The sequence below is a fragment of the Ensifer sp. ENS08 genome (assembly GCF_014852195.1).
In the GTDB taxonomy this organism is placed as follows: domain Bacteria; phylum Pseudomonadota; class Alphaproteobacteria; order Rhizobiales; family Rhizobiaceae; genus Ensifer; species Ensifer adhaerens.
The window spans coordinates 164,071-186,912 of sequence record NZ_JACVBF010000013.1 but is presented as its reverse complement, the minus strand read 5'-3'; the positions used below and the strand labels follow the sequence as shown (position 1 = coordinate 186,912).

The window sequence follows — 22,842 nt, the reverse complement described above, 5'->3', positions numbered from 1 at the left end:
ATGGCGAAGAGAGCCCGCCGCCACGATCCGCAGCCGTCCCCTGTAAACGACAAGCCTGTTTGGATCGTGCGCGGCGCGCTCGCCGCCATCGCCTCAAGCCTCATCCTTTTCGCGGCCTTCTTCTGGACCCTCTCGCCATGACTAAAATCGGAACCGGCTGGCTCGACACCATCCGCCAGTCCCACGGCACGCGTCTCGCTGCCGCCGTCGTCGACTGCCGCCTAGGCAGCATGACCAACGCGACCGAGAGCTTCCAGGAGATCGCCGGCCGCCACGGCGTCGATCCTCACGACCTCTGCGCCCTCTGGCTCGACGACCCAACCCGACCCTACGCCACCGACATCAACGCCGCCGCGATCCGCGAAGGAGCAGCCGCATGAACATCCGCAATCCGAGCCTTGAGCGCATCGCCGAAGATGTGACCGTTTCCAATCAACCGGACCTCCCTCTGGCTGACGGGGATGACGACACGCCAAGGACGCTGGAGGACTTCGAGCCTCCGGCGCCGGAGTGGGTCGAGCGCGTCTATCGCTACATGGCCGAGGGCAACATTGCGGCCGCCATGGACGAATTCTCGCGCGAGTTCGGGCTTGCGCCCCCGTCTCACGCAAAGGCAGTCGCGGATCTCCTCACGAGCGCGAGAGGCTAACCGCATGGCCGAAATCTGGTTCACACTCCACCGCTCCAATCTGCACCAGGCGCTGTCACGCGTGATGGGTGCGATCGAGACCCGCAACACGATCCCGATCCTCTCTCATGTCCTGCTGGAGCCAATGACCGATGTGGTTCGGCTGCGCGGTTCCAATCTCGATCTGCAGATTGATGCCGAATGCGAAGCAATCTCGATCGGCGATCCGATCCCGTTCGCCATCCCGGCCGACAAATTCAAGTCGATTCTCGCGACCCTGCCGGAAAACGCCGAAGTCAGCTTCGGTCCCGGCCGCAGCAAGGACAGCATCTCAATCTCGGCGGGCAATTCGCGCTTGTCCGTTCCCTTCCTGCCGGCGCAGGATTTTCCGGCTATCCCGATCAAGGGAGAACTTGGCTGGACCGACATCGCAGGCAAGCCTCTGGCCCTCGCAATCGACAAGGCGAGCTTTGCGCTCAACAAGGCCGATGACCGGCCCTATCTCACCGGCTACTGCCTTCACGGGGAGCGCGGCGGCGATGGGATGGTGGTGGCGACCACGGACGGCCTGAGCCTCGCAAGAATTGTCGCGCATACGGGCGGCTGCCCTGCCCTCCCGAAGCCGGGAAACTCGTATCCGCAAGTCATCCTGCCGCCACGCGCCGCCGACAGCATCCGTAAGCTGCTCGATGGGGCCAGCCAAGGAGCTCGCATAGCGGCGACGGATGCCATCCTGGCGGTGCAATTCGATGGCGTGACCATCACCACCAAACTCATTGACGGCATCTATCCGGAGTACGAGCGCGTAATCCCCGCGCCCGGCGATGCGCGAATTGGCGTGAAAATGGATGCGCTGTCCTCCGCCATCAAACGCGTCTGTGTGATGATCGACGATGCCAAGGCCGACGCCCTGTTCATTCGCACACGCGATGGCCACGTGAACATCGACATGGTGAGCCGCGAGGGTGGCTCTGCCCACGATGCCTTTCCGGGCGAGATAGAGGCGCCGGCAGATCTGGAACTGAGCCTCAACGGCCTGCAGCTGTCAAAGATGCTGGAGAGCGTCAACAGCCCGGAAATCAACCTTCACACTACGGCTGACGCTGCGCGCGTCCTTGTGCGGCCTGTGGGCGTGCCGGGTGAGACTTACGTGCTCAGCATTATGAAGCCTCGCTTCTCCGCCGTGGAGCAAGCGGCATGACCAGCGATCCGAAGCGCCGCCGCGGCGCCGCCTATCGAAAAGGCTTCCAAGACGCCCTCGCTCGGGCGATCGAGATCGTCGACCGCTGCCTCGAATGCAAGGGCGACGACGATCCTGCCGAACTCCCGGCGCGTCTCCGCGAGATCTCTCTGGAGGAGCGCCGGTGAACCTTGAGCTTGCTAAGGCGAAGTATCGCGACGCCCGCCAGCTGCTCGGCCTCGCGAGCGAGGAATGGTGCGAATTCTACGATCCCGAACACGGGCAGAACGAAATTTGCTCAAAAGAGCCCATGACCGGCGAAGTCGAGGCGATCGCATTGATCCTGCCGTCGTGCGGTTTCGAAGATCGACGCCTGATGTCCCATGCCCCGACCTACATGCGCGCAATGGACTTCCTCCTGCAGTACGCCTTCGGCGAAATCGTCAGGCTGCGCCGGAACTCCGGGCAGCGCGCGGAAAAGCCGAAAGACTTTGCCGCAGAATGCTCAATGAAATGCGCCGAACCGGCCTTCAAGAAGTATCTCGAAGAAAGGCACGGGCTCGAAGCTCCCCTGACCAATGACCGCGCAGCGACGCGCGTGCGCTCCGTCCTCGCGATTTCGTCCCGGAGGGAATTAAACGACAATCCCGCCGCCGCCGAGCGTTGGAAGCAACTGCGCGCGGATTTCGATCTCTGGAGGCGGCACGGATGATGATGAGCCGCCGCGAGGAGATCCGCGAGAAGATCATGGCGAGGGTCGTCGTCGACCCCGTAACCGGCTGCTGGATCTGGCAAGGCCCCACGTCGGGCAGCAAGGGCCGCGGAAAGAACTATCCGCGGATGAACCTAAGCGGCCAGACGGTAGCCGTGCATCTGGTCATGTGGACCAACGAACACGGCTACATCCCCGGCAAGAAGCAGCTCGACCACAAATGCCGCAACCGCCTCTGCGTTAATCCGAACCCCAAACATACGGAGTTGGTGACGCACAAGCAGAACCAGAAGCGCCGCGACCAGGCGCGCGCCGAAGCCGCAATGATCGGCCACAACGGCGGGCCAGCGCTCGAATGCGAGGAGATCACCCAATGAGCCGAGAAACGACGGCCGTCGACACGCGCCCTCGCCGCTCCGCCCTGCTTCCGCAAGGCCTTCCGCCCTTTGGCGTCACGCGTGAGCAGGCGGCCCTGCTTTTGAGCATCAGCGTGTCTCTGTTTGACAGCGCCGTTGAAGTTGGCACCATGCCACAACCGAGAGTGCTCTTCGGGCGAAACATATGGGATGTCGACGAGCTTTGGGCGAGCTTTCGCGCGCTACCACACAAAGCCGGCATGAGCCGAGACCCCGACGAGCTGCGACCACAAGGGAACGCTTTCGACAATGCCAAAAAGGCTTGATGACAAACTGCAGAAGGGCGTGAGCCTTGATCGCGACTGGCGCACCAGAGAAGCGCGCTACTATTTCCGCGCGCCGGGCCGGAAGAAAGTCCGCCTCAAAGAGACACCCGGTACCGATGCTTTCGACAAGGAAGTTGCTTGCGCCCGCCTTGGAATTCCCTACGTGCCTGAAGGCGCAGAGCCGCCGCCTGCCGTTGTGACGCTAAAACGAGATCCAGCCGAAGGAACCGTCGATTGGCTCTATGCGGAGTACAAGCGGCGCGCAACCATCAGCGCCGGCGTCATGGCGCGACGGGCGACCATCTTCGAGGAGGTCTGCGATTACAAGTTCGGCTCAGCTCGATGTGGCGACCTACCATACGCTGACATGCGCAAGCGCCATGTCGTCGAGATCCGCGACGCCGTACGAGACAAACCCGGTTCGCGCAACGATGTGAAGAAGGCCATCTCCGCCTTGTTCGCGTGGGCCGTTGAAAGCGACCTCGCGCAGATGAACCCGGCCGCGAAGATCAAGCTTTTGCACTCCGGCGACGGCTTCCACACTTGGACGGTCGACGAGGTGCGCCAGTACGAGGCCAAACACGGCGCAGGCACGAAGGCGCGCCTTATGCTTCACCTGGCGCTCTACACCGGCCTTCGCCTCGATAGTCTCTCCATTGTCGGCCTCCAGCACATTCGCAATGGCCAATTGACGATCCGTCCGGAAAAGACGCGCAAGTCGAGCGGCGTCATCGTCGACATTCCGGTGCTGCCGGAGCTGCAAAAGACGATCGACGAGTGCCCGACTGGCAACCTGACCTTCCTCGTCACCGAGTTTGGCAAACCATTCACAACGAACGGCCTTGGCAACAAGATGCGGGACTGGTGCGACCAGGCCGGATTGTTCCACTGCACCACTCACGGCCTGCGGAAAGCCGGCGCCACGATCGCCGCCGAGAACGGCGCCACGGATGAAGAGCTGATGGCAATTTTCGGCTGGACCACAAAGAACCAGACGACGACCTACACCAAGAAAGCCCGCCGCAAACAGATGGCGGCAAGTGCGATGCACAAGCTCATTCCGGGAGAGGGCTAGCGGTCAAAGTCTGAAGCGATCGCGCCCGTCGTCTAAAAGAGATCTGACCCAAATGGAACACCTTCAGCGGATACTAATCTTCGGCAATGGCGGGACAGGCAAGACTTGGCTGGCCCGCGAGATCGGCGACATCCTTAGACGTCCTGCAATCCACCTTGACGATCTCCGCTGGGCTTCCGGCCAGTACGGTGTCGCGCGAGACAATCAACTGGTTTTCGATGAAGTCGTCGAAGCCGGCAAGGCCGAGAGTTGGCTGATGGAAGGCGTATATGGATGGCTTGCCAATGCTGTTCTGCATCGGGTGACAAGCTTGATCTGGATCGATTTGCCCGAAGAAGATTGTGTCGCCAATATTATTGCCCGAGGCATCCAAGGCGGAGGCAGTGAGGAAGATTTCCAAGAACTGATCAAGTGGGTACGCGAGTATCGGAAGCGCGAAAACTCTTCAACCAGCTATGCCGGGCATGAGAAGCTGTTCGAAGCCTGCGCTGGGTCAAAGGTTCTTTTGAAGAGCCGTTCGGAGGTGATCAATCATGCGGAGATCATTCGGGCTATCGCCGCTTAGGGCCGAACCGCGCCTCAACTCGCCTTACAAACTCACCCATAGCCGACAAGGGGGCAATCTGACGCACGGATCATGAACAAATTTGTCCCACACATTTTGACATTGGAAAATGTGGGACAAAAACAGCAAAAAAAGACAACAAAAACAATAGCTGTTAGGTGTAGGTGGTGCCCCATGCCGGGGTCGAACCAGCACTCCTTTCGGAACTCGATTTTGAGTCGAGCGCGTCTACCAATTCCGCCAATGGGGCTCAGGGAAGTGCGATATCAGCGGCTCGGATTTACACGAAGGATTTCGCCGTGGTCAACCATCATTTTCAGGATGCACGACCAACAATCACGAAAGCGTGCGGGCCGCTCACAGCCGCTGCGATTTACAGCGCGCACGATCCTGCCTAAGAAGGCGCCATCCAGTTTGCACTGCGGCATCCCTCGGTTTCGAGTTGCCGCCCGCGAGGTATAGATGATCGACGCCGCCACCCAATCCCGCCAGCATTTGCTGATCGCCGTTATCGTAACACTCGGCATGGCGGCGACCGTGGGCGGCGCGCTCGGCTTCGAGCATGTCGGTGGCTATATTCCCTGCGCGCTCTGCCTGTTGCAGCGCGATCCCTACTACTGGGGCATCCCGGTCGGTGTTTTGGCAATCGCCACGAGCGCGTTCAAACTGCCGGCGTGGACGACACGCACTCTGCTTCTCATCGTCGGCATCCTGATGCTGGTCGGCGCCGGCATGGGCGTCTATCACTCGGGCGCCGAATGGGGCTTCTGGGAAGGACCGTCCACCTGCGCCACGACCGCGCAAGGGATTTCGTCGAATGTCGGTGATCTGCTGGGCGATCTCGATTCCAAGCATGGCCCGTCCTGCACTGAAGCCTCCTTGCGGGTGCTCGGGCTCTCCTTTGCCGGATGGAATGTGATCGCCAGCCTCATCCTCGCAGCAATCGCCTTGCGCGGTGCGGCAAAGGCGCGCTGATCCCAGATCGCTCTCGGGAAACAGGCAACGCCCCGACAAGGGGGTTCGCGAGCGCACGCACCTCTCCTGACCCCGCTTTGGGCTTAGATCCGGCAAGAAGGCACGAACAGCGTCAGGGCTGCAGTTCGACGTCCCAGTAGAGATAGTCCATCCAGCTTTCATGCAGATGGTTCGGCGGGAAGAGCCGGCCGTTGTTGTGCAGGTCCTGCACCGTCGGCTGGAAAGGCCTCTGGTGCGGGAACATGCCGGCTTGCTTCGGCAGCTTGCTGCCCTTGCGTAGATTGCAGGGTGAGCAGGCTGCGACGACATTGTCCCAGGTCGTCTGGCCGCCGTGAGCGCGGGGCACCACGTGATCGAAGGTGAGATCGTCGGGCGAACCGCAATACTGGCATTCGAATTTATCGCGCAGGAACACGTTGAACCGGGTGAAGGCCGGGTGGCGTGAGGGCTGCACGTAGCTCTTGAGGCAAACAACGCTCGGCAGTCGCATCGAGAAGCTCGGAGACGACACCGAATGTTCGTACTCGGCAAGGATATTTACACGGTCAAGGAAGACGGCCTTGATCGCGTCCTGCCAGGACCAAAGCGACAAGGGGTAGTAACTCAGCGGCCTATAGTCAGCGTTCAAGACGAGCGCCGGCAAGGCCTGTGGTGAGACTGCAATCGTCAAGCGTATTCTCCTGATCGATTCGGCATCTGCACCTTCTATATTAGGCCCGTTGCAACAGGATTGTGAAGCCGGAAACAAAAATGCGTGCGCTGGATTCGCTTTTTCCTTCAAGGTGTCACAGGAACAGCATCACGACGCATTTCCTGTGAATAATAGGCCCAGAAGAGGCGTGCGGCGACGCTGCGCCAGGGCGACCACGAAGCGGCGAGCGAATCAATTTCACGTGCGCTCGGGCGCAGTTCGAGGCCCAGTCCGTGACCGATCGCGTTTTGCAGCGCGACGTCGCCGGAGGGAAAGACATCCGGATGACCGGCGCAGAAGAGCAGATAGACTTCCGCCGTCCAGCGCCCCACCCCCTTGATCGCCGTCAGCTCCCGGATCGCCTCCGATCCTTCGATGTTGCAGATCGCGTCGAGATCGATCTGACCGCTGACGACCACCTCGGCCACGCGCCTCAGCGCCTCGGCCTTCGCCCGCGACAGCCCGATCGCCCGGCAATCCTCGTCGCTCAGCGAATTGACGCCTGCCGCCGTGACCTCGCCGAGCTTTTCTTCCATGCGCCGCCAGATCGCAGCCGCACTTGCCTTCGAGACCATTTGCGAGACGATGATGCTGGCAAGGCCGCGATAGCCGGGATCGGTGCGCCGGAGCGGCACCGGGCCGGCTCTCGCAACGACGTGCCCGAGGCGCGCATCGAGCATCACCAGGCCTGACAGCCCGGCCTCGATATCCTCATGTGTCCGGATGATCCGCATGACGCCTCCACAAAGCGGATGATTTTTATACCCCTTCCATGGCAAAGGGAAAGCATGCCTGACACGCCACCCGTTTTCCGTTTTGCCCCGAGCCCCAACGGGCTGCTCCATCTCGGCCACGCGCTTTCCGCGGTGCTGAACCATGACATGGCGAAGGCCGCGAACGGGCGTTTCCTGCTGCGCATCGAGGATATCGACCAGACCCGCTGCCGCCCGGAATTCGAGGCGGCGATCTTCGAAGACCTTGCCTGGCTCGGCCTCGACTGGGAGCGCCCGGTGCGCCGGCAATCGGAACATCTCGACGCCTACGCGTCGGCGCTTCAACGCCTGGACATGCTGCGTGTCATCTACCCCTCGGTCATGACCCGCGGCGAGATCAAGGCCGCCGTTGCCGATGCGGAAGCCGGCGGCCAGACCTGGCCGCGCGATCCGGACGGCAGCCCGCTCTATCCCGGCCGCGAGCGCGAATTGCCCCAAACCGAGCGCGCGGCTCTCACCGCGGGCGGCAAGGCCTATGCCTGGCGGCTCGACATGGAGAAGGCCATCGCGCTTTTGGGAAAAGACCACCTGACCTGGGCCGAGAGCGGCCATGGTCCTGAGGACGAAACCGGCACCATCATCGCCGACCCCGCCGCCTGGGGCGACGTGATCCTGTCGCGCTCCGATGCGCCGTCAAGCTACCATCTATCCGTCGTCGTCGACGACGCGTTGCAGGGCATCACCCATGTGGTGCGCGGCCGCGACCTCTATCATGCGACCTCCGTGCACCGGCTGCTGCAGCGGCTTCTCGATCTGCCGGAACCGCTCTATCACCATCACCGGCTGATCCTCGGCCCGGATGGGCGCAAGCTGTCGAAGAGCAACCAGGATACCGGCATCGCCGCTTTCCGCGCCGCCGGTCGCACGGCGGAGGAAATCCGCGCGCTAATCGGCTAGGTCCTGCTCCTCGCGGGTCGCGTCGTTGCCATTGCGCAGCTGGAAGCTGCGCCGCACCATGCTCTTGACCCTGTATTTGAGGATCGCCGCATTGATCTCGGCGCCAATGATGAAGATTGCAGCGATCATGTAGAGAAACACCAGCACGATCATGATCGACGCCAGGCCAGCATAGGTAGACACATAGGTGGCGAAGGTCGCGAGGTACGAAGCAAAGGCATAAGCGCCGATCGTCCAGCAAACGAGCGTCAGCGCGATGCCCGGCAAAACGTCGATCACTTTACGGTGCCCATCCGGCAGCCAGAGATGGGACACCAACAATCCGCTGGTCAGCACGATGAGAGCGAGCGGCAGGCTCCAGTTGTCGACGGTCGCAAGCACGCCACCAAGCCAGGGGAGCCACTGTCCGGCATAACGCACCGCCAGCGGCACGGCGACGAGCAGAATGCTGAGTGCGGCCAGGATCAGGACGCCGGCAAGCACGAAGCCGAGGCTCGCAAGCCGAGTGACGTACCAGTAGCGGCTCTCGGTCACTCGATAGGCGCGATTGAGCGAGACGCGCAGCGCCTCGACGCCGTTGGAGGCGAAATAGGCGGCGGCCAGCACCGAAACGGTCAAGAGCCCACCGCGCGGGATCGTCAGCACCCGCACGATTTCGTCGGCGATGGGCTTGGCGATCGATTCCGGCCAGGCATCGAAAATCAGATGCACCGCCGTTTCGGCAAACTGGTCGGCCCCGAGAAAGCTGCCGAGCGCCGTGCCGAAAATCAGGAAGGGAAAGACGGCGAGCAGCGACGACAGCGCCACATGGCTCGCCATCGCCCAACCGTCGTCGAGGCTGAAGTGCCAGAGCGCATCGAACACGACTTTCCAGGTGATGCGTATAAACGCTGGCATTCCATTCCAATCCTACGAGGCGCCGGGACTACCCGATCAGTACGTCCGTCTCGGCGCCGTTTCCTTGGCTTCGCATGACCCCAACGGCGACAACGCTGGCGGGTTCCGGCTTGCGCAATTCAATTGTATCCCGCCGATGAATATGGGAAACCGAGGCAGGATTTCTACAGGATTCGACCGGATGACGGATCGCCCCACAATCATTGTCACCGGATGCTCCTCCGGAATCGGCGCCCATTGCGCACGCGCGCTTCATGCCGACGGCTGGCGGGTCTTTGCGACCGTGCGCCGGGAAGAGGACCGGCAATCGCTTGAAAGCGAGGGCATCGAGACCTTTCTGATGGACTACACCAAGCCGGAGAGCATCGCTGCCCTGGCCGATACGGTGCTGGCGCTTTCCGGCGGGCGCATCGACGCGCTGTTCAACAACGGCGCCTATGGCCAGGCGGGTGCGGTCGAGGATCTGCCGACCGAGGCGCTGAGGCTCCAGCTCGAGACCAACGTGATTGGCTGGCACGACCTGACGCGGCGGGTGATCCCCGCGATGCGGGCGCGCGGCAGCGGCCGCATCGTGCAGTGCTCCTCCATCCTCGGCATCGTGCCCTATCGCTGGCGCGGCGCCTACAACGCCTCCAAGTTTGCGATCGAGGGCCTGTCCCTCACCCTCAAGATGGAGCTGGCCGGCAGCGGCATCGAGGTGAGCCTGATCGAGCCAGGGCCGATCACATCGAAATTCACCGCCAATGCCGTCACCTATATCGAGCGCTTCATCGACCTCAAGAATTCGGTGCACCGCGTCGAATACGAGCGGCAGATGCGGCGCCTGAAAGGCGAAAGCAAACCCGCGGCCGGAAAGCTCGGCCCGGAGGCGGTTTATGCGGTTTTGAAGCACGCACTGACAGCAAAGAAACCGAAACCGCACTATATTGTAACAAGGCCAGCCAGACAGGGCGCGCTTCTGAAGAAGCTCCTGCCGGCGGCACTGTTTTATCGCATCATCGGCCGACTTGGCTGAAGCAGAATTGCAAGGAAGAGTTCGATGTCCAGCTTCTTTACCGGCTTGACCCTGTTCGTCATGGGCCTGGTTGTGATCGTTTTGATCCGCGGCCTCGTGAACATGGCAAAGGGTGGCAGCGGCAACACGTCCAACAAGTTGATGCAGGCGCGTGTGCTGTTGCAGGCAATCGCGATCGTGCTCATCATGGTGACCCTTTGGATCACCGGCGGCGGCCGTCCGACCTGACAAATTCCGAACGGACAACCGTTCCACACCGTTCCTGAAATTGCGCTAGAGGACTGCGTCCGCCCATGGTGAAGCTCAACAAGATCTATACCCGGACGGGTGACAACGGCACCACCGGGCTCGTCTCCGGCCCGCGCCGGCTGAAGAGCGATCTGCGCGTCGATGCCTATGGCGCAGTGGACGAAACCAATGCCTTCGTCGGCCTGGCTCGGCAGCATACGGCCGGCAACGTCGATCTCGACGCCGCGCTGATGCGGATCCAGAACGATCTCTTCGATCTCGGCGCGGATCTCGCAACACCCGACACCGGCGAGCCGCCGCAATACGAACCGCTGCGCATCGTCGCAGCGCAGGTGACCTGGCTCGAAACCGAAATCGACCGGCTGAATACCGAACTTGATCCCTTGCGCTCCTTCGTGGTTCCGGCCGGAAGCCCCGCCTCCGCAGCCCTCCACGTCGCCCGCACGGTCGCACGCCGTGCGGAACGCCAGGTGGTGGCCCTTGCCCAGATCGAGGGTGAAGTCGTCAGCACGGAAGCCATCGCCTATATCAATCGCCTGTCGGATTTCCTGTTCGTCGCGGCGCGCTTTGCAAATGACAAAGGTCAAGCCGACGTCCTTTGGATTCCCGGAAAAAACAGATAACGTCGGCTCGCGCATCGTCGCGCCCGATCGAGATTCGGCGGGAGAAACGGGCAATAACCTGTGCTTCGGGAGACCGCATGTTCATACCGCTTCACGATACGAACACCCTGAAGCACATCAAGGTCCAGTACGTCACGATCAGCCTGATCGTCATCAACATTGCCGTCTGGCTGATCACTGGACCGATTGCCTCCGAGCAATTCGCCAACGCCGCGCTGCTGGGCTTCGGCTATATTCCGGCGCTCATTTTCGACTACGCGCAGCTCGATCCCTCGCTCGTCGTCGTCCCTGACGGCTTCACCTTCGTCACCTATTCCTTCCTGCATGGCGACTTCATGCACCTCGCCATGAACATGCTGTTCCTCTGGGTGTTCGGCGACAATGTCGAGGATGCGCTCGGGCACTTCCGCTATCTCGCCTTCTATCTTCTCTGCGCGGCTGCAGGCGCACTGGCGCATGGGCTTCTCGACCCGGCCTCCGAGGCGCCGTTGATCGGCGCATCGGGCGCGATCTCCGGCGTCGTTGCCGCCTATTTCCTGCTGCACCCGAAGGTGCGCGTCTGGGTGCTTGTCTTCTTCCGCATCCCGCTGCCGCTGCCGGCCGCCATTCCGCTTGCCTTCTGGATCGGCCAGCAGTTCTTCATGCTGGTCGTCGATCCCGGCAGCGGCGTGTCCTGGAGCGCCCATGTCGGCGGCATCGTCGCGGGCCTGGTTCTGGTTGTCATTTTGCGACGCCGCGATGTGCCGCTCTTCGACCGCACGATCGTCACGCCGCGCGCCGTCCGGCACAAGGCCGAACCGGTCACCGCAAGCCAACAGCCGTCGTCAGATGCGACAAGACCGCCCGTTCCCTGGGGACGCCAGACCGGATCCTGACACCGGCAATCGCCAGCTTTCAACGAGGATGATCCGTTATTTCAATGGCTTGCCTGAAGCGCGCCCGGCCCTGCCGGGACGGTGCTGCTTCAGGCCCCAAGCCACTTGCCATCGATCATTCTTACGTGTACGTAAACGTAATTCCAAATCTCGGGATTATATCGATTTAGCGCCATGCACAGCGATTGTAATTGGAGAAAAAACGCGTATCGATGTCGCCAACCGACAATCAGGCGGCTCCGTTAAGGCGCATTTTCCTGCGAAAGCTCTTGGAGGGAAGAATCCATGAAAATACTTGTGACGGTGAAGCGGGTCGTTGACTACAACGTCAAGATCCGCGTGAAGGCAGACGGTTCGGGCGTCGAGCTTGCGAACGTGAAGATGTCGATGAACCCGTTCGACGAAATCTCGGTCGAAGAGGCGCTCAGGCTGAAGGAAGCCGGCAAGGCTGAGGAGGTCGTCGTCGTTTCCGTTGGTCCGGCCAAGGCCGAAGAAACCCTGCGCACGGCGCTCGCCATGGGGGCTGACCGCGCCATCCTGGTTGAGACCGAAGACCAGGTCGAGCCACTCGCCGTCGCCAAGATCGTCAAGGGTGTGGCCGAGGCTGAACAGCCGGGCCTGATCATCGTCGGCAAGCAGGCAATCGACGACGATTCGAACCAGACCGGCCAGATGCTGTCGGCCCTGCTCGGCTGGGCGCAAGGCACCTTCGCCTCCAAGGTCGAGATCGGCGATGGCAAAGCAACCGTGACGCGCGAAGTCGACGGCGGTCTGCAGACCATCGACATCAAGCTGCCGGCCGTCGTCACCACCGACCTGCGTTTGAACGAGCCGCGCTACGCCTCGCTGCCGAACATCATGAAGGCGAAGAAGAAGCCGCTCGACAAGAAGTCGCCGGCCGACTTCGGCGTCGACACCGCTGCCCGCCTCAAGGTGCTGAAGACCGAGGAGCCGTCGGGCCGCAAGGCCGGCATCAAGGTCAAGTCGGTCGCCGAGCTCGTCGAAAAGCTCAAGACCGAAGCCGGCGTGCTCTGATTTAAGGAAGGGAGATATCATCATGGCCATTCTTCTTCTGGCTGACCACGACAGCAACCACCTTTCCGACCAGACCGCCAAGGCGCTGAGCGCGGCCTCGAAAATCGGCGGCGATGTGCATGTTCTCGTTGCCGGCGCCGGCGCGAAGCAGGCTGCCGAACAGGCGTCCAAGCTTGCAGGCGTTTCCAAGGTGCTCGTTGCCGACGACGCCTCGCTTGCCAACAACCTTGCCGAGCCGCTCGCTGCCCTGATCGTCTCGCTCGCTGGCAGCTACGACACGATCGTGAGCGCCGCCACCTCGGTCGGCAAGAACGTGATGCCGCGCGTTGCAGCGCTGCTCGACGTTTCCCAGGTGTCCGAAATCATCGAGGTCGTCTCGGCCGATACTTATCTGCGTCCGATCTATGCCGGCAACGCCATCCAGACGGTGCAGACGACCGAAGCCAAGCGCGTCATCACCGTGCGCACCGCCTCCTTCGCCTCTGCCGCTGAAGGCGGTTCGGCGGCGATCGAGACCGTCTCGGCTGCCGCCAACCCTGGCGTTTCCTCCTTCGTCGCCGACGCGCTGTCGTCGTCGGACCGCCCGGAGCTGACGTCTGCCAAGATCATCATCTCGGGCGGTCGTGCGCTCGGCTCGTCGGAAAAGTTCCAGGAAGTGATCCTGCCGGTGGCCGACAAGCTCGGCGCTGCCGTCGGCGCTTCGCGCGCTGCGGTCGACGCCGGTTACGCTCCGAACGACTGGCAGGTCGGCCAGACCGGCAAGGTCGTTGCGCCCGATCTCTACATCGCCTGCGGCATTTCCGGTGCCATCCAGCACCTCGCCGGCATGAAGGACTCGAAGGTCATCGTCGCCATCAACAAGGACGAAGAGGCGCCGATCTTCCAGGTCGCCGACTACGGCCTGGTTGCCGATCTCTTCGACGCTCTGCCGGAGTTGCAGAAGGCGCTGTAAGCCCAAATCGATGCCACCCTCCGCACCCATGAAAAGGGCTGGCAAAAGCGGGGACTTGGCATTAACAATCTACCGGGCCGGCCAAACCGGCCCGGTTTGCGTGTCTGATGGCGGCCTTGCCGCCAACCCTTGAAGATGGATGTTCGCCGCGATGATCAAGACGGTCGGAATTATTGGTGCCGGGCAAATGGGCTGTGGCATCGCACATGTTTCGGCAATCGCCGGATACAAGGTGCAGATCTATGATCTGGCCGCCGAACGGATCGAAGCGGGCCTTGCAACCGTCAACGGCAACCTTGCCCGTCAGGTCTCCTCCGGCAAGATGACCGACGAGGCCCGCAAGGCAGCCCTTGCCCTGATCAAGGGCTCTTCCGATATCAACGACCTGTCCCAGGCCGATCTTGTGATTGAAGCCGTCACCGAAGACGAAACGATCAAGCGCAAGATCTACGGTCAGGTTTGTCCGATCCTGAAGCCGGAAGCGATTCTCGCGACGAATACCTCGTCCCTGTCGATCACGCGCCTGGCCTCCGCCACCGATCGCCCCGAGCACTTCATGGGCATCCACTTCATGAACCCGGTTCCGGTGATGAAGCTGGTCGAGCTCGTGCGCGGCATCGCCACGGACGAACAGACCTTCAAGACCGCCAAGGAATTCGTCGCGACGCTCGACAAGACCGTGACGGTCGCCGAAGATTTTCCGGCCTTCATCGTCAACCGCATTCTGCTGCCGATGATCAACGAGGCGATCTATACGCTTTATGAAGGCGTCGGCAGTGTCGAGGCGATCGATACCGCCATGAAGCTCGGCGCCAACCATCCCATGGGCCCGCTGCAGCTTGCCGACTTCATCGGCCTCGACACCTGCCTGTCGATCATGCAGGTGCTCTATGACGGCCTTGCGGACTCGAAGTATCGCCCCTGCCCGCTGCTGGTGAAATATGTCGAAGCCGGCTGGCTCGGCCGCAAGTCCGGACGCGGCTTCTACGATTATCGCGGCGAAGTGCCGGTTCCCACCCGCTAATTCCGTCAGCATTTGACAAGAAAAACCCGGCGATCCGCCGGGTTTTTCTTTGTCCAGATCTAGTCTCCTTCAGCTTCCCGCAGCAGGAGCAAGCGCCGCGCTGATCAGCGCCTTGGCGTCGTCGCTGTCCCAGGCGGCCGGGCCGTTCATCGAGCCGATCAGGCAGCCCTTGTCGTCGAGCAGCAGGGTTGCCGGCAGGCCGAAGGCCAGGCCTTCCTTCTTCATGTTGTTGAACACGCCCATCGAGGCGTCGCGATAATAGCCAAGCTCGTGCACGGCCGTCTCGTCGAGGAAAGCCTTCGGCTTCTCGTCGTCGCCGACGTCGATGTTGATCGCCACCACTTCGAACTTGTCGCTGCCGAGCGACTTCTGCAGGGCGTTCAAGGCCGGCATTTCCTCGCGGCAGGGAACGCACCACGTCGCCCAGAGATTGACGAGCAGCGTCTTGCCGGCGAAGGCCGAGACATTGGTCGGCTTGCCGTCCGGACCGTTGAAGTCGAGCGCGATCGGCCGCGGCGACGACGCCGGCGACATCGCGGCGACCTGCCCCTTCATGAAGGGTGTCAGCGCAGCGACCTTGGCCGAGGTCAGCGGGCAACTGGCGGAGGCCGTTTCGGTTGCCTCACCATTGCCAGACCCGGTCTCCTTCACGTATACCGCTGCCGCACCGACGATCACGCCAAACAGGGCGGCGAGCGCGAACAGTTTCACGGCCGGGGGGGATTTCTTCTGGTCGGGCATTTCATTCTCCAAGGCGGGCATTCTTCATGGCTGACGGCAATTCCGAGACGAAATCCTCCAACCAGATGTGGGGCGGTCGCTTTGCCTCGGGTCCGGACGCGATCATGGAGGAAATAAATGCCTCGATCGGCTTCGACAAGAAGCTCTATGCCCAGGACATCCGCGGCTCAATAGCGCATGCGACGATGCTGGCGCATCAAGGCATCATTTCGGCCGACGACAAAGACAAGATCGTTCACGGCCTGAACACGATCCTGTCAGAGATCGAAAGTGGTGCGTTCGAGTTCTCGCGCCGCCTCGAAGACATCCACATGAACATCGAGGCCCGGCTCGCGACCCTGATCGGTCCGGCTGCCGGCCGCCTCCACACCGCCCGCTCGCGCAACGATCAGGTGGCGCTCGACTTCCGCCTCTGGGTCAAGGAAGAGCTGCAGCGCACCGAGAAAGCGCTGACGGCGCTGATCGCCGCCTTCCTCGACCGCGCCGAGGAACATGCAGATACCGTCATGCCCGGCTTCACCCATCTGCAGACCGCGCAGCCCGTCACCTTCGGCCATCACTGCATGGCCTATGTCGAGATGTTCGGCCGTGACCGCTCGCGCGTGCGTCACGCCATCGAGCACATGGACGAGAGCCCGATCGGCGCCGCCGCCCTTGCCGGCACCGGTTTCCCGATCGACCGTCACATGACCGCCAAGGCGCTCGGCTTTGCCGGCCCGACCCGCAACTCGATCGACACGGTCTCGGACCGCGACTTCGCGCTCGAATTCCTGTCGATGGCCTCGATCACTGCCACGCACCTGTCGCGGCTGGCCGAAGAGATCGTCATCTGGTCGACGCCGCAGTTCGGCTTCATCCGCCTGTCGGATGCATTTTCGACCGGCTCCTCGATCATGCCGCAGAAGAAGAATCCCGACGCCGCTGAACTGGTGCGCGCCAAGACCGGCCGCATCAACGGTTCGTTGATCGCGCTGCTCACGGTCATGAAGGGTCTGCCGCTCGCCTATTCCAAGGACATGCAGGAAGACAAGGAACAGGTCTTCGACTCAGCCGAAAGCCTCGAGCTGGCGATCGCCGCCATGACCGGCATGGTTCGTGACATGACCATCCGTAGCGATCGCATGAAGGCCGCCGCCGGCTCCGGCTATTCGACCGCGACCGACCTTGCCGACTGGCTGGTGCGTGAGGCGGGCCTGCCCTTCCGCGACGCCCACCATGTGACCGGCCGCGCCGTGGCGCTTGCCGAACAGAAGGGCTGCGACCTCGCGGATCTTTCGCTTGCCGACCTGCAGTCGATCCACGCCGACATCACCGAGAAGGTCTTCGATGTCCTGACGGTCGAAGCCTCCGTGGCCAGCCGTACCTCCTTCGGCGGCACGGCGCCCAACGAGGTTCGCAAGCAGATCGCCTGGTGGCGCGCCCGCAACTAAGACATCTGCTCCCAAGCCCGCTGCGGGCGGCTCTTCGCCCGCAGAAACAGGGTGCACAAGTGCCTGAAAAATCGGTAAGACATCGCACCTGCATCAGTTCCCGCGAAGGAAAATCACGATGACATTCACGAAGGCGGCCCGGCTTGCACTTCTGCTGGCGATCCCCGGGCTGGTTCTTGTCGGTTGTGGACGCAAGGGCGACCTCGATCGCCCCGGCTCGACCGCGCCGATCAACACCAAGGCGCCGGCAGGAACTGTCGAGCAGAAGGAAAAAGCAGACGAGCGTTCGTTCCTGCTCGATCCCCTCCTCTAGTAGAAATTACGCAATTCCGAACGGAAGTCGCTTCGCACTTTCCTGGAATTGCTCAAAGCCGAGCTGCGTGACGTGAACCATTTTCAATACCGCGACGGAATTCTCTACGCCGAAGATGTGCCGGTGACCGATATCGCCCGCGCCGTCGGCACACCCTTCTACTGCTACTCGACCGCCACGCTCGAGCGCCACTACACGGTGTTCTCCAAGGCTTTCGCCGATGTGGATGCGATGGTTTGCTATGCGATGAAGGCCAACTCGAACCAGGCGGTACTGAAGACGCTCGGCCGCCTCGGCGCCGGCGTCGACGTGGTCTCTGGCGGTGAGCTGCGCCGGGCGCTGGCGGCCGGCATCCCGGCAAACCGCATCATGTTCTCCGGCGTCGGCAAGACGCCGCTGGAAATGGATCTCGCACTGGAAGCCGGCATCTACTGCTTCAACGTCGAGTCCGAGCCGGAACTTGAGGTCCTGAACCAGCGCGCCGTTCGTGCCGGCAAGCGCGCCCATGTGTCCTTCCGCATCAACCCTGATGTTGACGCGAAGACCCATTCCAAGATTTCCACGGGCAAGAAGGAAAACAAGTTCGGCATTTCCTGGGAGCGCGCCCGTGCGGTCTACGCCCATGCCGCAACGCTGCCCGGCATTGAGGTGACCGGCATCGACATGCATATCGGCAGCCAGATCACCGAGCTGCAGCCCTTCGACGACGCCTTCAAGCTGCTGCGCGAACTGGTCGATACGCTGCGCTCCGACGGCCACTCGATCGATCACGTCGACATCGGCGGCGGCCTCGGCATTCCCTACAAAGACGACAACAATCCGCCCCCGCTGCCGGACGCCTATGCGGAAATCGTCAAGAGCCAGCTGCAGTCGCTCGGCTGCAAGATCGTCACCGAACCGGGCCGACTGATCGTCGGCAATGCCGGCATTCTGGTGACCGAAGTCATCTACGTGAAGGACGGCGGCGACAAGACCTTCGTCATCGTCGACGGCGCGATGAACGATCTCATCCGCCCGACCCTCTATGAGGCCTATCACGAGATCCGCCCGGTCCGCATTTCCGCCGCCAACGCGCCGCGCATCCGCGCCGACGTCGTGGGCCCGGTCTGCGAAACCGGCGACTATCTGGCGCTCGACCGCGAGATGGCGATGCCGAAGCCTGGCGATCTCTTTGCCATCAGCTCGGCCGGCGCCTACGGCGCCGTGCAGGCCAGCACCTACAATTCACGCCTCCTGATCCCGGAAGTTCTGGTCAAGGGCGACCGTTTCCACGTCGTTCGCCCGCGCCAGGAATATGACGCGTTGATCGGTCTCGATTCGGTGCCGGACTGGCTCGACTGACCCGTCCGGGCGCGACAACGACAATCTGTGGATCGGCCGCCCGGCCGATCACGATTGTGTTTGCGCCCTCGTCTTCGCCACAAACGATGGTATCCTGAACGCAAGCGGGATAGGCGAAGTTGCGTGCATTTTTGAGCTCGGCCGTCGCCTCACTACATTGGGTCAGCCACAAGCGTTGATGGGCGACCGAAAGGAAACTTGGGCGGATGACGCAATTCCGGCAGGATGAAACGCCACAACCGAAGCCGTTTTCGAGAACTCTGGCGCTGAAGAGATGGCTGGCGCGCGCGGTGCTGGTCGCCGAGCAGGTCCTGCCGCGTATCCTTCTGCCCGGTGCGATCGCCCTTCTGTTTCTTGCCTTCGCCTGGCTCGGCTTCTTTCGCGCTGCACCTTTCTGGCTACATGCGGTCGCGCTCTTTGCCTTTGCGCTAACCTTCCTCGCCTCTCTCTTACCGCTCAGCCGGTTGCGGCTTCCCGGTAATGCCGATGCCGATCGCATGCTCGAAGAGCGCAATGCGCTGCCGCATCAGGCCATCCGCGTCCAGGACGATCGCCCCGCGACCGACACCCCTCTGGGCGAGGCGCTCTGGCGCGAACACCAGGCGCGCATGGCTCGCATGATCGGCACCCTCGAGACTGGCCTGCCGCGGCCCGATATCGCCAGGCACGATCCCTTCGCGCTCAGGGCCGTGCCTGTGCTGCTCGCTTGCGTCGCCTTTGCCTATTCCTATTCCAACCGCGCCGGATTGCTGAGTGATGCGTTCCGGCTGCCGCAGACGTCGATCGAAGCAGCCAATATCCGCGTCGATGCCTGGGTAACGCCGCCGCCCTATACCGGGCGGGCGCCAATCTTCCTGACGGGCAAGCCGGAAGCCGCCGCTGCCGTGAATGAAGACGCCGCGGCGATCACCATCCCGCAGTTCAGCGACATCACCGTACGGGTCACCGGCGCCGGTGCGAACGCGCCAGTGCGCTACGCGGAAACCGGCGGGAGCAAACCGATCGCCATTCCGGTGGCCGGCGAAAAGGCCGAGGAAAAGCAGAGCAAGCCGAAAGTGGACGATGCCGGCCCGAAGGTCGCCGAAATGGTTGCAACGGAGCCGGCACGCAGTCCGAATGCCGTGCGCAACCACGTCTACAAGGTCGTCAAGGATGGCGAACTTATCGTCGGCAGCCAGCGCTGGGCGTTCAAGATCACCCCGGACGGCGTGCCTCAGATCGCCTTTGACGGAATCCCCCATCCGACCATCAACGCGGCGCTCGAAATCACGTTTACGGCCAACGACGATTACGGCATCGCCCAGGCCTGGGCGGAGATCAAGCCGCTCGACGAACCGGCAGAAGGGGCCCGCGCGCTCTATCCGCTACCGGAATACCGGCTCGATCTGCCGCGCCGTAACGCGCGCGAGGCAAAGGGCACGACCAGCCGAAACCTCAGCGAGCATCCGCTCGCCGGCAAGCGGGTAGCGGTGACGCTCGTCGCCCGGGATGCTGCCGGACAGGAAGGCCGCAGCCCGCCGCACGACATGATCCTGCCTGCCCGCCAGTTCTCGCAGCCGCTCGCCGGCGCCGTCGCCGAACAGCGTCAGGTTTTCGCGCTCAATGCCAACGACCTGCCGCGCGCCATCGACCTCAACGACGCCGTCACCTCGCTTGCCGAGGACTGGATCCCGAACCTCACTCATTTCCTGCTGTTGAAATCGGCGCGCACCCGGATGGCGCTCGCCTATAACGACGACATGTTGCGCGATGCCGCCGGATACCTCTGGGAGATCGCGCTCGGCATCGAGGACGGCGACCTGTCGCTTGCCGAGCGGCGCCTGCGCGAAGCCCAGCAGGCGCTGTCGGACGCCTTGGAGCGCAACGCTTCGGACCAGGAAATCGCCAAGCTGATGCAGGAACTGCGCCAGGCGATGCAGGAATACATGCAGGCGCTCGCCGAGCAGGCGATGAAAAATCCACGCATGACCGGCAAGCTCGACCCGAACAACATCCTGCGCCAGCAGGACCTCGAGAAGATGATGAACCAGATCGAGAATCTGGCGCGCTCGGGCGCGCGCGATCAGGCACAGCAGATGCTCTCGGAACTGCAGCGCATGATGAACAACCTGCAGGCTGGCCGTAGCCAGCAGCAGATGGGCGAGCAGAACGACGCCATGCGCCAGCAGATGGACAAGCTCGGCAAGCTGATGCAGCAACAGCAGCAGTTGATGGACGAGACCTTCAAGTTCGACCAGGCCCTGCGTGACCGGATGCAGCGGGGCGACCCGCTGCAGGGCGAAGACAACGAGCTCTTCGGTCAGGAAATGCCGCAGGACCCAGGTCAGCAGGGCGATCCGAATGGTCAGCCCAGCCCGCTTGACAACATGACCGCCGAACAGCTCAAGGATGCACTGAAACAGCTGAAAGAGCAGCAGGACGCGCTCGGAAAACAGCTCGGTGAGCTGAACAAGGGCCTGGAAAGCATGGGCATCAAGCCCGGCAAGGGCTTCGGCGAAGCCAAGCGCGAAATGGACGGCGCTTCCGGCGCGCTCGGCAAGGGCCAGGGCGAACAAGCCGTCGGCAATCAGGGCCGCGCGCTACAGGCCCTGCGCCAAGGCGCCCAGGATATGATGAACCAGATGCAGGGCCAAGGTCAGGGCGGCCCTGGCATGGGTGTTCCGCAATACGGTCAAAACGGCCGCGATCCTTTGGGACGACGGCAACAGAATCTCGGCCCGAATTTCGGCGACCAGGTCAAGGTTCCAGACGAGATCGATTCTCAGCGCGCCCGACAAATCCTTGACGAGATTCGCCGCAGGCTGGGCGACAGCCTGTCGCCGGAGCAGGAGCGCCAGTACCTCGAACGCCTGCTCGACATGCGCTGAGCCGAGCGCCCGGCTCAGCCCTTTGCCTCATCACGGCAGAACATGACAACGGCTCCCGTCGCATCCAATCGATGCGCCGGGTCGCAGTCCTGTTGCTGTGGGCCGGCAGGTCTGGCCGTCAGGCGGCCAACGCCAGCGCGACTGCCTTGCGGATATCGGGAAGGGAGAAGGGTTTGGAGATGACGTCGACGATCTTGTCGGTGAGATCGTCAGCCCGCTCGCGCTGCTCGGCATAGCCGGTCATCAGCAGGATCTTCATGGCCGGAAAGGCCGCCGACGCCTGGTGCGTCAGCTCGATGCCGTCCATCACGGGCATACGGATATCGGAGAGCAGAAGGTCGAACGCCTCGGCCTCCAGGCAGGCAAGGCCATCGGCCCCATCGCCCGCTTCGACCGTCTCGTGGCCGTCGAGCCTCAGGGCCCGCGCAACGAAGGAACGCAATGCATCCTCGTCCTCGGTAATCAGGATCTTCGCCATCATGGCCTCCGCGTTCGCTTCCGAGTCCGGCGTTCACGCCGGCACCCGCACCTGATCCAAAAGTACAGCGGGCGTGGATCATCGGGAGACACACTGGCGCTGCAGCGCCGCCGATCCCCGTCGAGAATCACTGCGGCACGCACCAAAACAACCAGTTTTTCGTTTGTGTTCCGTAAACGCCGAACGACTGGATTTCAGGGCGCATGCCCCAAATCGAGACGTTTACTCGGCGTCGCCGGTGACAACACCGACAAAAGGCAGCTCGCGGAAGGCATAGGCGACGTCCATGCCGTAGCCGACGACGAAGTGATCGGGGCATTCGAAGCCGACATAATCCGCCTCGAGTTCGACCTTGCGCTTGACCCGCTTGTCGAGCAGCACGGCGATCGTGACGTTGCGGGCGCCGCGCTCGTACATCAGTTCCTTGGCGAAACGCAGCGTGCGGCCGGATTCGAGAATGTCGTCGATCAGCAGAACGTCGCGCCCATGCACGTCGCTGTCGATATCCTTGGTGATCTTGACGCCCTGCGAAACGGTGCCGGTGCCGTAGCTCGACAGCGTGATGAACTCGACTTCCGGTGCCAGACCGGCCGTATGCATCGAGCGGATCAGATCGGCCGCGAAGATGAACGATCCCTTGAGCACCGCGATCACCAGCAGATCCTTGTGCGGGCCGTTGACGATCATTCCGGCGAGCTCGCTGTTGCGGGCAGCGATGGTTTCGGCCGTATAGAGAGGTTCGATATTCTTACCGCGAACAACGGGCATCAAGGCTTCTCCAGCGTTTCATCCGGAAGACCTTAAGCCTTCCCTTTGGCGCCGCT

Annotated in this window: 28 protein-coding genes and 1 tRNA gene; 22 read left to right on the top strand and 7 right to left on the bottom strand. The window is 62.4% G+C overall.

Annotated elements, in window-relative coordinates; translation table 11 throughout:
- From IB272_RS24485 to IB272_RS24445, 9 genes are all read left to right on the top strand, one after another.
- Complete coding sequence (locus IB272_RS24485) at window positions 1-141, top strand: hypothetical protein (protein WP_192445219.1); 141 nt, start codon at window positions 1-3, stop codon at window positions 139-141.
- Window positions 138-380, top strand: a complete 243-nt coding sequence (locus tag IB272_RS24480) for a hypothetical protein (protein WP_192445217.1) — start codon at window positions 138-140, stop codon at window positions 378-380. The genes IB272_RS24485 and IB272_RS24480 overlap by 4 nt, the downstream gene beginning before the upstream one ends.
- Window positions 377-649: a hypothetical protein gene (locus IB272_RS24475; RefSeq protein WP_192445215.1), complete on the top strand. Its 273-nt coding sequence runs from the start codon at window positions 377-379 to the stop codon at window positions 647-649. Before IB272_RS24480 ends, IB272_RS24475 begins: the two co-directional genes overlap by 4 nt.
- A 4-nt stretch (window positions 650-653) precedes the next feature.
- Window positions 654-1,829, top strand: a complete 1,176-nt coding sequence (gene dnaN / locus IB272_RS24470) for a DNA polymerase III subunit beta (RefSeq protein ID WP_192445213.1) — start codon at window positions 654-656, stop codon at window positions 1,827-1,829.
- The gene (locus IB272_RS24465) at window positions 1,826-1,996 is read left to right on the top strand and encodes a hypothetical protein (protein WP_192445211.1); all 171 of its coding nucleotides are present in this window, start codon (window positions 1,826-1,828) and stop codon (window positions 1,994-1,996) included. The genes dnaN and IB272_RS24465 overlap by 4 nt, the downstream gene beginning before the upstream one ends.
- Window positions 1,993-2,520 carry a hypothetical protein gene (locus tag IB272_RS35020; protein ID WP_348646808.1) on the top strand — a complete coding sequence of 176 codons (528 nt, stop codon included), beginning with the start codon at window positions 1,993-1,995 and terminating at the stop codon, window positions 2,518-2,520. Before IB272_RS24465 ends, IB272_RS35020 begins: the two co-directional genes overlap by 4 nt.
- A complete protein-coding gene (locus IB272_RS24455) occupies window positions 2,520-2,897 on the top strand; it encodes an HNH endonuclease signature motif containing protein (protein WP_192445251.1) in 378 nt (125 codons plus the stop codon). The genes IB272_RS35020 and IB272_RS24455 overlap by 1 nt, the downstream gene beginning before the upstream one ends.
- Window positions 2,898-3,221: 324 nt before the next feature.
- Window positions 3,222-4,277, top strand: a complete 1,056-nt coding sequence (locus IB272_RS35630; RefSeq protein WP_192445209.1) for a site-specific integrase — start codon at window positions 3,222-3,224, stop codon at window positions 4,275-4,277.
- 52 nt (window positions 4,278-4,329) lie between these two features.
- On the top strand, window positions 4,330-4,842 hold the full coding sequence (locus IB272_RS24445; protein WP_246810413.1) for an AAA family ATPase: 513 nt from the start codon (window positions 4,330-4,332) through the stop codon (window positions 4,840-4,842).
- A gap of 165 nt (window positions 4,843-5,007) precedes the next feature.
- Here IB272_RS24445 and IB272_RS24440 read toward each other — a convergent pair.
- A tRNA-Leu gene (locus IB272_RS24440) sits at window positions 5,008-5,092 on the bottom strand.
- A 212-nt stretch (window positions 5,093-5,304) separates the two neighbouring features.
- Between IB272_RS24440 and IB272_RS24435 the strand changes: the two genes are divergently transcribed.
- On the top strand, window positions 5,305-5,817 hold the full coding sequence (locus IB272_RS24435) for a disulfide bond formation protein B (RefSeq protein WP_060584437.1): 513 nt from the start codon (window positions 5,305-5,307) through the stop codon (window positions 5,815-5,817).
- Between the two features lie 112 nt (window positions 5,818-5,929).
- Here IB272_RS24435 and IB272_RS24430 read toward each other — a convergent pair whose 3' ends face one another.
- Entirely contained in the window at window positions 5,930-6,487 is a 558-nt protein-coding gene (locus IB272_RS24430; protein WP_034797858.1) for an HNH endonuclease, read from the bottom strand.
- A gap of 107 nt (window positions 6,488-6,594) precedes the next feature.
- Complete coding sequence (locus IB272_RS24425; RefSeq protein WP_034797859.1) at window positions 6,595-7,242, bottom strand: DNA-3-methyladenine glycosylase; 648 nt, start codon at window positions 7,240-7,242, stop codon at window positions 6,595-6,597.
- 54 nt (window positions 7,243-7,296) lie between these two features.
- Here IB272_RS24425 and gluQRS point away from each other — a divergent pair, with 54 nt between their 5' ends.
- A complete protein-coding gene (gene gluQRS / locus IB272_RS24420) occupies window positions 7,297-8,178 on the top strand; it encodes a tRNA glutamyl-Q(34) synthetase GluQRS (RefSeq protein WP_060584435.1) in 882 nt (293 codons plus the stop codon).
- Here gluQRS and IB272_RS24415 read toward each other — a convergent pair.
- Window positions 8,167-9,075 carry a YihY/virulence factor BrkB family protein gene (locus tag IB272_RS24415; protein ID WP_060584433.1) on the bottom strand — a complete coding sequence of 303 codons (909 nt, stop codon included), beginning with the start codon at window positions 9,073-9,075 and terminating at the stop codon, window positions 8,167-8,169. The two genes, gluQRS and IB272_RS24415, sit on opposite strands and share 12 nt — an antisense overlap.
- A gap of 181 nt (window positions 9,076-9,256) precedes the next feature.
- Here IB272_RS24415 and IB272_RS24410 point away from each other — a divergent pair, with 181 nt between their 5' ends.
- From IB272_RS24410 to IB272_RS24380, 7 genes are all read left to right on the top strand, one after another.
- Entirely contained in the window at window positions 9,257-10,090 is an 834-nt protein-coding gene (locus IB272_RS24410; protein ID WP_060584426.1) for an SDR family oxidoreductase, read from the top strand.
- Between the two features lie 24 nt (window positions 10,091-10,114).
- Window positions 10,115-10,318: a twin transmembrane helix small protein gene (locus tag IB272_RS24405; RefSeq protein WP_034797863.1), complete on the top strand. Its 204-nt coding sequence runs from the start codon at window positions 10,115-10,117 to the stop codon at window positions 10,316-10,318.
- Window positions 10,319-10,383: 65 nt separating this feature from the next.
- Complete coding sequence (locus IB272_RS24400) at window positions 10,384-10,962, top strand: cob(I)yrinic acid a,c-diamide adenosyltransferase (RefSeq protein ID WP_060584425.1); 579 nt, start codon at window positions 10,384-10,386, stop codon at window positions 10,960-10,962.
- A 77-nt stretch (window positions 10,963-11,039) separates the two neighbouring features.
- Window positions 11,040-11,837, top strand: coding sequence for a rhomboid family intramembrane serine protease (locus IB272_RS24395; RefSeq protein WP_060584422.1), 798 nt, complete (start codon window positions 11,040-11,042; stop codon window positions 11,835-11,837).
- A 285-nt stretch (window positions 11,838-12,122) separates the two neighbouring features.
- Window positions 12,123-12,872: an electron transfer flavoprotein subunit beta/FixA family protein gene (locus IB272_RS24390; protein WP_060518495.1), complete on the top strand. Its 750-nt coding sequence runs from the start codon at window positions 12,123-12,125 to the stop codon at window positions 12,870-12,872.
- Window positions 12,873-12,894: 22 nt separating this feature from the next.
- Complete coding sequence (locus tag IB272_RS24385) at window positions 12,895-13,824, top strand: electron transfer flavoprotein subunit alpha/FixB family protein (protein ID WP_192445207.1); 930 nt, start codon at window positions 12,895-12,897, stop codon at window positions 13,822-13,824.
- Window positions 13,825-13,975: 151 nt separating this feature from the next.
- Window positions 13,976-14,848: a 3-hydroxybutyryl-CoA dehydrogenase gene (locus tag IB272_RS24380; protein WP_034806743.1), complete on the top strand. Its 873-nt coding sequence runs from the start codon at window positions 13,976-13,978 to the stop codon at window positions 14,846-14,848.
- A 69-nt stretch (window positions 14,849-14,917) separates the two neighbouring features.
- On the opposite strand, the gene IB272_RS24375 is transcribed toward IB272_RS24380, so the two are convergent.
- Window positions 14,918-15,589, bottom strand: a complete 672-nt coding sequence (locus IB272_RS24375; RefSeq protein WP_034806622.1) for a TlpA disulfide reductase family protein — start codon at window positions 15,587-15,589, stop codon at window positions 14,918-14,920.
- 26 nt (window positions 15,590-15,615) lie between these two features.
- On the opposite strand from IB272_RS24375, the gene argH reads away from it, so the two are divergent.
- From argH to IB272_RS24355, 4 genes are all read left to right on the top strand, one after another.
- Window positions 15,616-17,019 (top strand): argininosuccinate lyase, encoded by a 1,404-nt coding sequence (gene argH / locus IB272_RS24370; RefSeq protein WP_034806619.1) that lies wholly within the window; start codon window positions 15,616-15,618, stop codon window positions 17,017-17,019.
- A 118-nt stretch (window positions 17,020-17,137) separates the two neighbouring features.
- A complete protein-coding gene (locus IB272_RS24365) occupies window positions 17,138-17,332 on the top strand; it encodes a lipoprotein (protein ID WP_034806616.1) in 195 nt (64 codons plus the stop codon).
- A gap of 72 nt (window positions 17,333-17,404) precedes the next feature.
- The gene (lysA, locus tag IB272_RS24360) at window positions 17,405-18,673 is read left to right on the top strand and encodes a diaminopimelate decarboxylase (protein WP_060581222.1); all 1,269 of its coding nucleotides are present in this window, start codon (window positions 17,405-17,407) and stop codon (window positions 18,671-18,673) included.
- A gap of 206 nt (window positions 18,674-18,879) precedes the next feature.
- On the top strand, window positions 18,880-21,540 hold the full coding sequence (locus IB272_RS24355) for a TIGR02302 family protein (protein ID WP_192445205.1): 2,661 nt from the start codon (window positions 18,880-18,882) through the stop codon (window positions 21,538-21,540).
- 118 nt (window positions 21,541-21,658) lie between these two features.
- Here IB272_RS24355 and IB272_RS24350 read toward each other — a convergent pair whose 3' ends face one another.
- Both IB272_RS24350 and hpt read right to left on the bottom strand, forming a co-directional pair.
- Window positions 21,659-22,018 carry a response regulator gene (locus tag IB272_RS24350; RefSeq protein ID WP_034806737.1) on the bottom strand — a complete coding sequence of 120 codons (360 nt, stop codon included), beginning with the start codon at window positions 22,016-22,018 and terminating at the stop codon, window positions 21,659-21,661.
- Between the two features lie 222 nt (window positions 22,019-22,240).
- The gene (gene hpt / locus IB272_RS24345) at window positions 22,241-22,786 is read right to left on the bottom strand and encodes a hypoxanthine phosphoribosyltransferase (RefSeq protein ID WP_034806612.1); all 546 of its coding nucleotides are present in this window, start codon (window positions 22,784-22,786) and stop codon (window positions 22,241-22,243) included.
- Window positions 22,787-22,842: the final 56 nt, after the last annotated feature.

Excerpts from the sequence above, each read along its gene's own strand:
- IB272_RS24365 (WP_034806616.1), top strand. The coding sequence starts at position 17,138 with ATGACATTCACGAAGGCGGCCCGGCTTGCACTTCTGCTGGCGATCCCC.
- IB272_RS24350 (WP_034806737.1), bottom strand. The coding sequence starts at position 22,018 with ATGGCGAAGATCCTGATTACCGAGGACGAGGATGCATTGCGTTCCTTC.
- IB272_RS24405 (WP_034797863.1), top strand. The coding sequence starts at position 10,115 with ATGTCCAGCTTCTTTACCGGCTTGACCCTGTTCGTCATGGGCCTGGTT.
- gluQRS (WP_060584435.1), top strand. The coding sequence starts at position 7,297 with ATGCCTGACACGCCACCCGTTTTCCGTTTTGCCCCGAGCCCCAACGGG.
- IB272_RS24475 (WP_192445215.1), top strand. The coding sequence starts at position 377 with ATGAACATCCGCAATCCGAGCCTTGAGCGCATCGCCGAAGATGTGACC.
- IB272_RS24380 (WP_034806743.1), top strand. The coding sequence starts at position 13,976 with ATGATCAAGACGGTCGGAATTATTGGTGCCGGGCAAATGGGCTGTGGC.
- IB272_RS24480 (WP_192445217.1), top strand. The coding sequence starts at position 138 with ATGACTAAAATCGGAACCGGCTGGCTCGACACCATCCGCCAGTCCCAC.
- IB272_RS24435 (WP_060584437.1), top strand. The coding sequence starts at position 5,305 with ATGATCGACGCCGCCACCCAATCCCGCCAGCATTTGCTGATCGCCGTT.
- IB272_RS24375 (WP_034806622.1), bottom strand. The coding sequence starts at position 15,589 with ATGCCCGACCAGAAGAAATCCCCCCCGGCCGTGAAACTGTTCGCGCTC.
- dnaN (WP_192445213.1), top strand. The coding sequence starts at position 654 with ATGGCCGAAATCTGGTTCACACTCCACCGCTCCAATCTGCACCAGGCG.
- argH (WP_034806619.1), top strand. The coding sequence starts at position 15,616 with ATGGCTGACGGCAATTCCGAGACGAAATCCTCCAACCAGATGTGGGGC.
- hpt (WP_034806612.1), bottom strand. The coding sequence starts at position 22,786 with ATGCCCGTTGTTCGCGGTAAGAATATCGAACCTCTCTATACGGCCGAA.
- IB272_RS24410 (WP_060584426.1), top strand. The coding sequence starts at position 9,257 with ATGACGGATCGCCCCACAATCATTGTCACCGGATGCTCCTCCGGAATC.
- IB272_RS24400 (WP_060584425.1), top strand. The coding sequence starts at position 10,384 with ATGGTGAAGCTCAACAAGATCTATACCCGGACGGGTGACAACGGCACC.
- IB272_RS24455 (WP_192445251.1), top strand. The coding sequence starts at position 2,520 with ATGATGAGCCGCCGCGAGGAGATCCGCGAGAAGATCATGGCGAGGGTC.
- IB272_RS24355 (WP_192445205.1), top strand. The coding sequence starts at position 18,880 with ATGACGCAATTCCGGCAGGATGAAACGCCACAACCGAAGCCGTTTTCG.
- IB272_RS24485 (WP_192445219.1), top strand. The coding sequence starts at position 1 with ATGGCGAAGAGAGCCCGCCGCCACGATCCGCAGCCGTCCCCTGTAAAC.
- IB272_RS24425 (WP_034797859.1), bottom strand. The coding sequence starts at position 7,242 with ATGCGGATCATCCGGACACATGAGGATATCGAGGCCGGGCTGTCAGGC.
- IB272_RS24385 (WP_192445207.1), top strand. The coding sequence starts at position 12,895 with ATGGCCATTCTTCTTCTGGCTGACCACGACAGCAACCACCTTTCCGAC.
- IB272_RS24395 (WP_060584422.1), top strand. The coding sequence starts at position 11,040 with ATGTTCATACCGCTTCACGATACGAACACCCTGAAGCACATCAAGGTC.
- IB272_RS24465 (WP_192445211.1), top strand. The coding sequence starts at position 1,826 with ATGACCAGCGATCCGAAGCGCCGCCGCGGCGCCGCCTATCGAAAAGGC.
- IB272_RS24390 (WP_060518495.1), top strand. The coding sequence starts at position 12,123 with ATGAAAATACTTGTGACGGTGAAGCGGGTCGTTGACTACAACGTCAAG.
- IB272_RS24445 (WP_246810413.1), top strand. The coding sequence starts at position 4,330 with ATGGAACACCTTCAGCGGATACTAATCTTCGGCAATGGCGGGACAGGC.
- IB272_RS24415 (WP_060584433.1), bottom strand. The coding sequence starts at position 9,075 with ATGCCAGCGTTTATACGCATCACCTGGAAAGTCGTGTTCGATGCGCTC.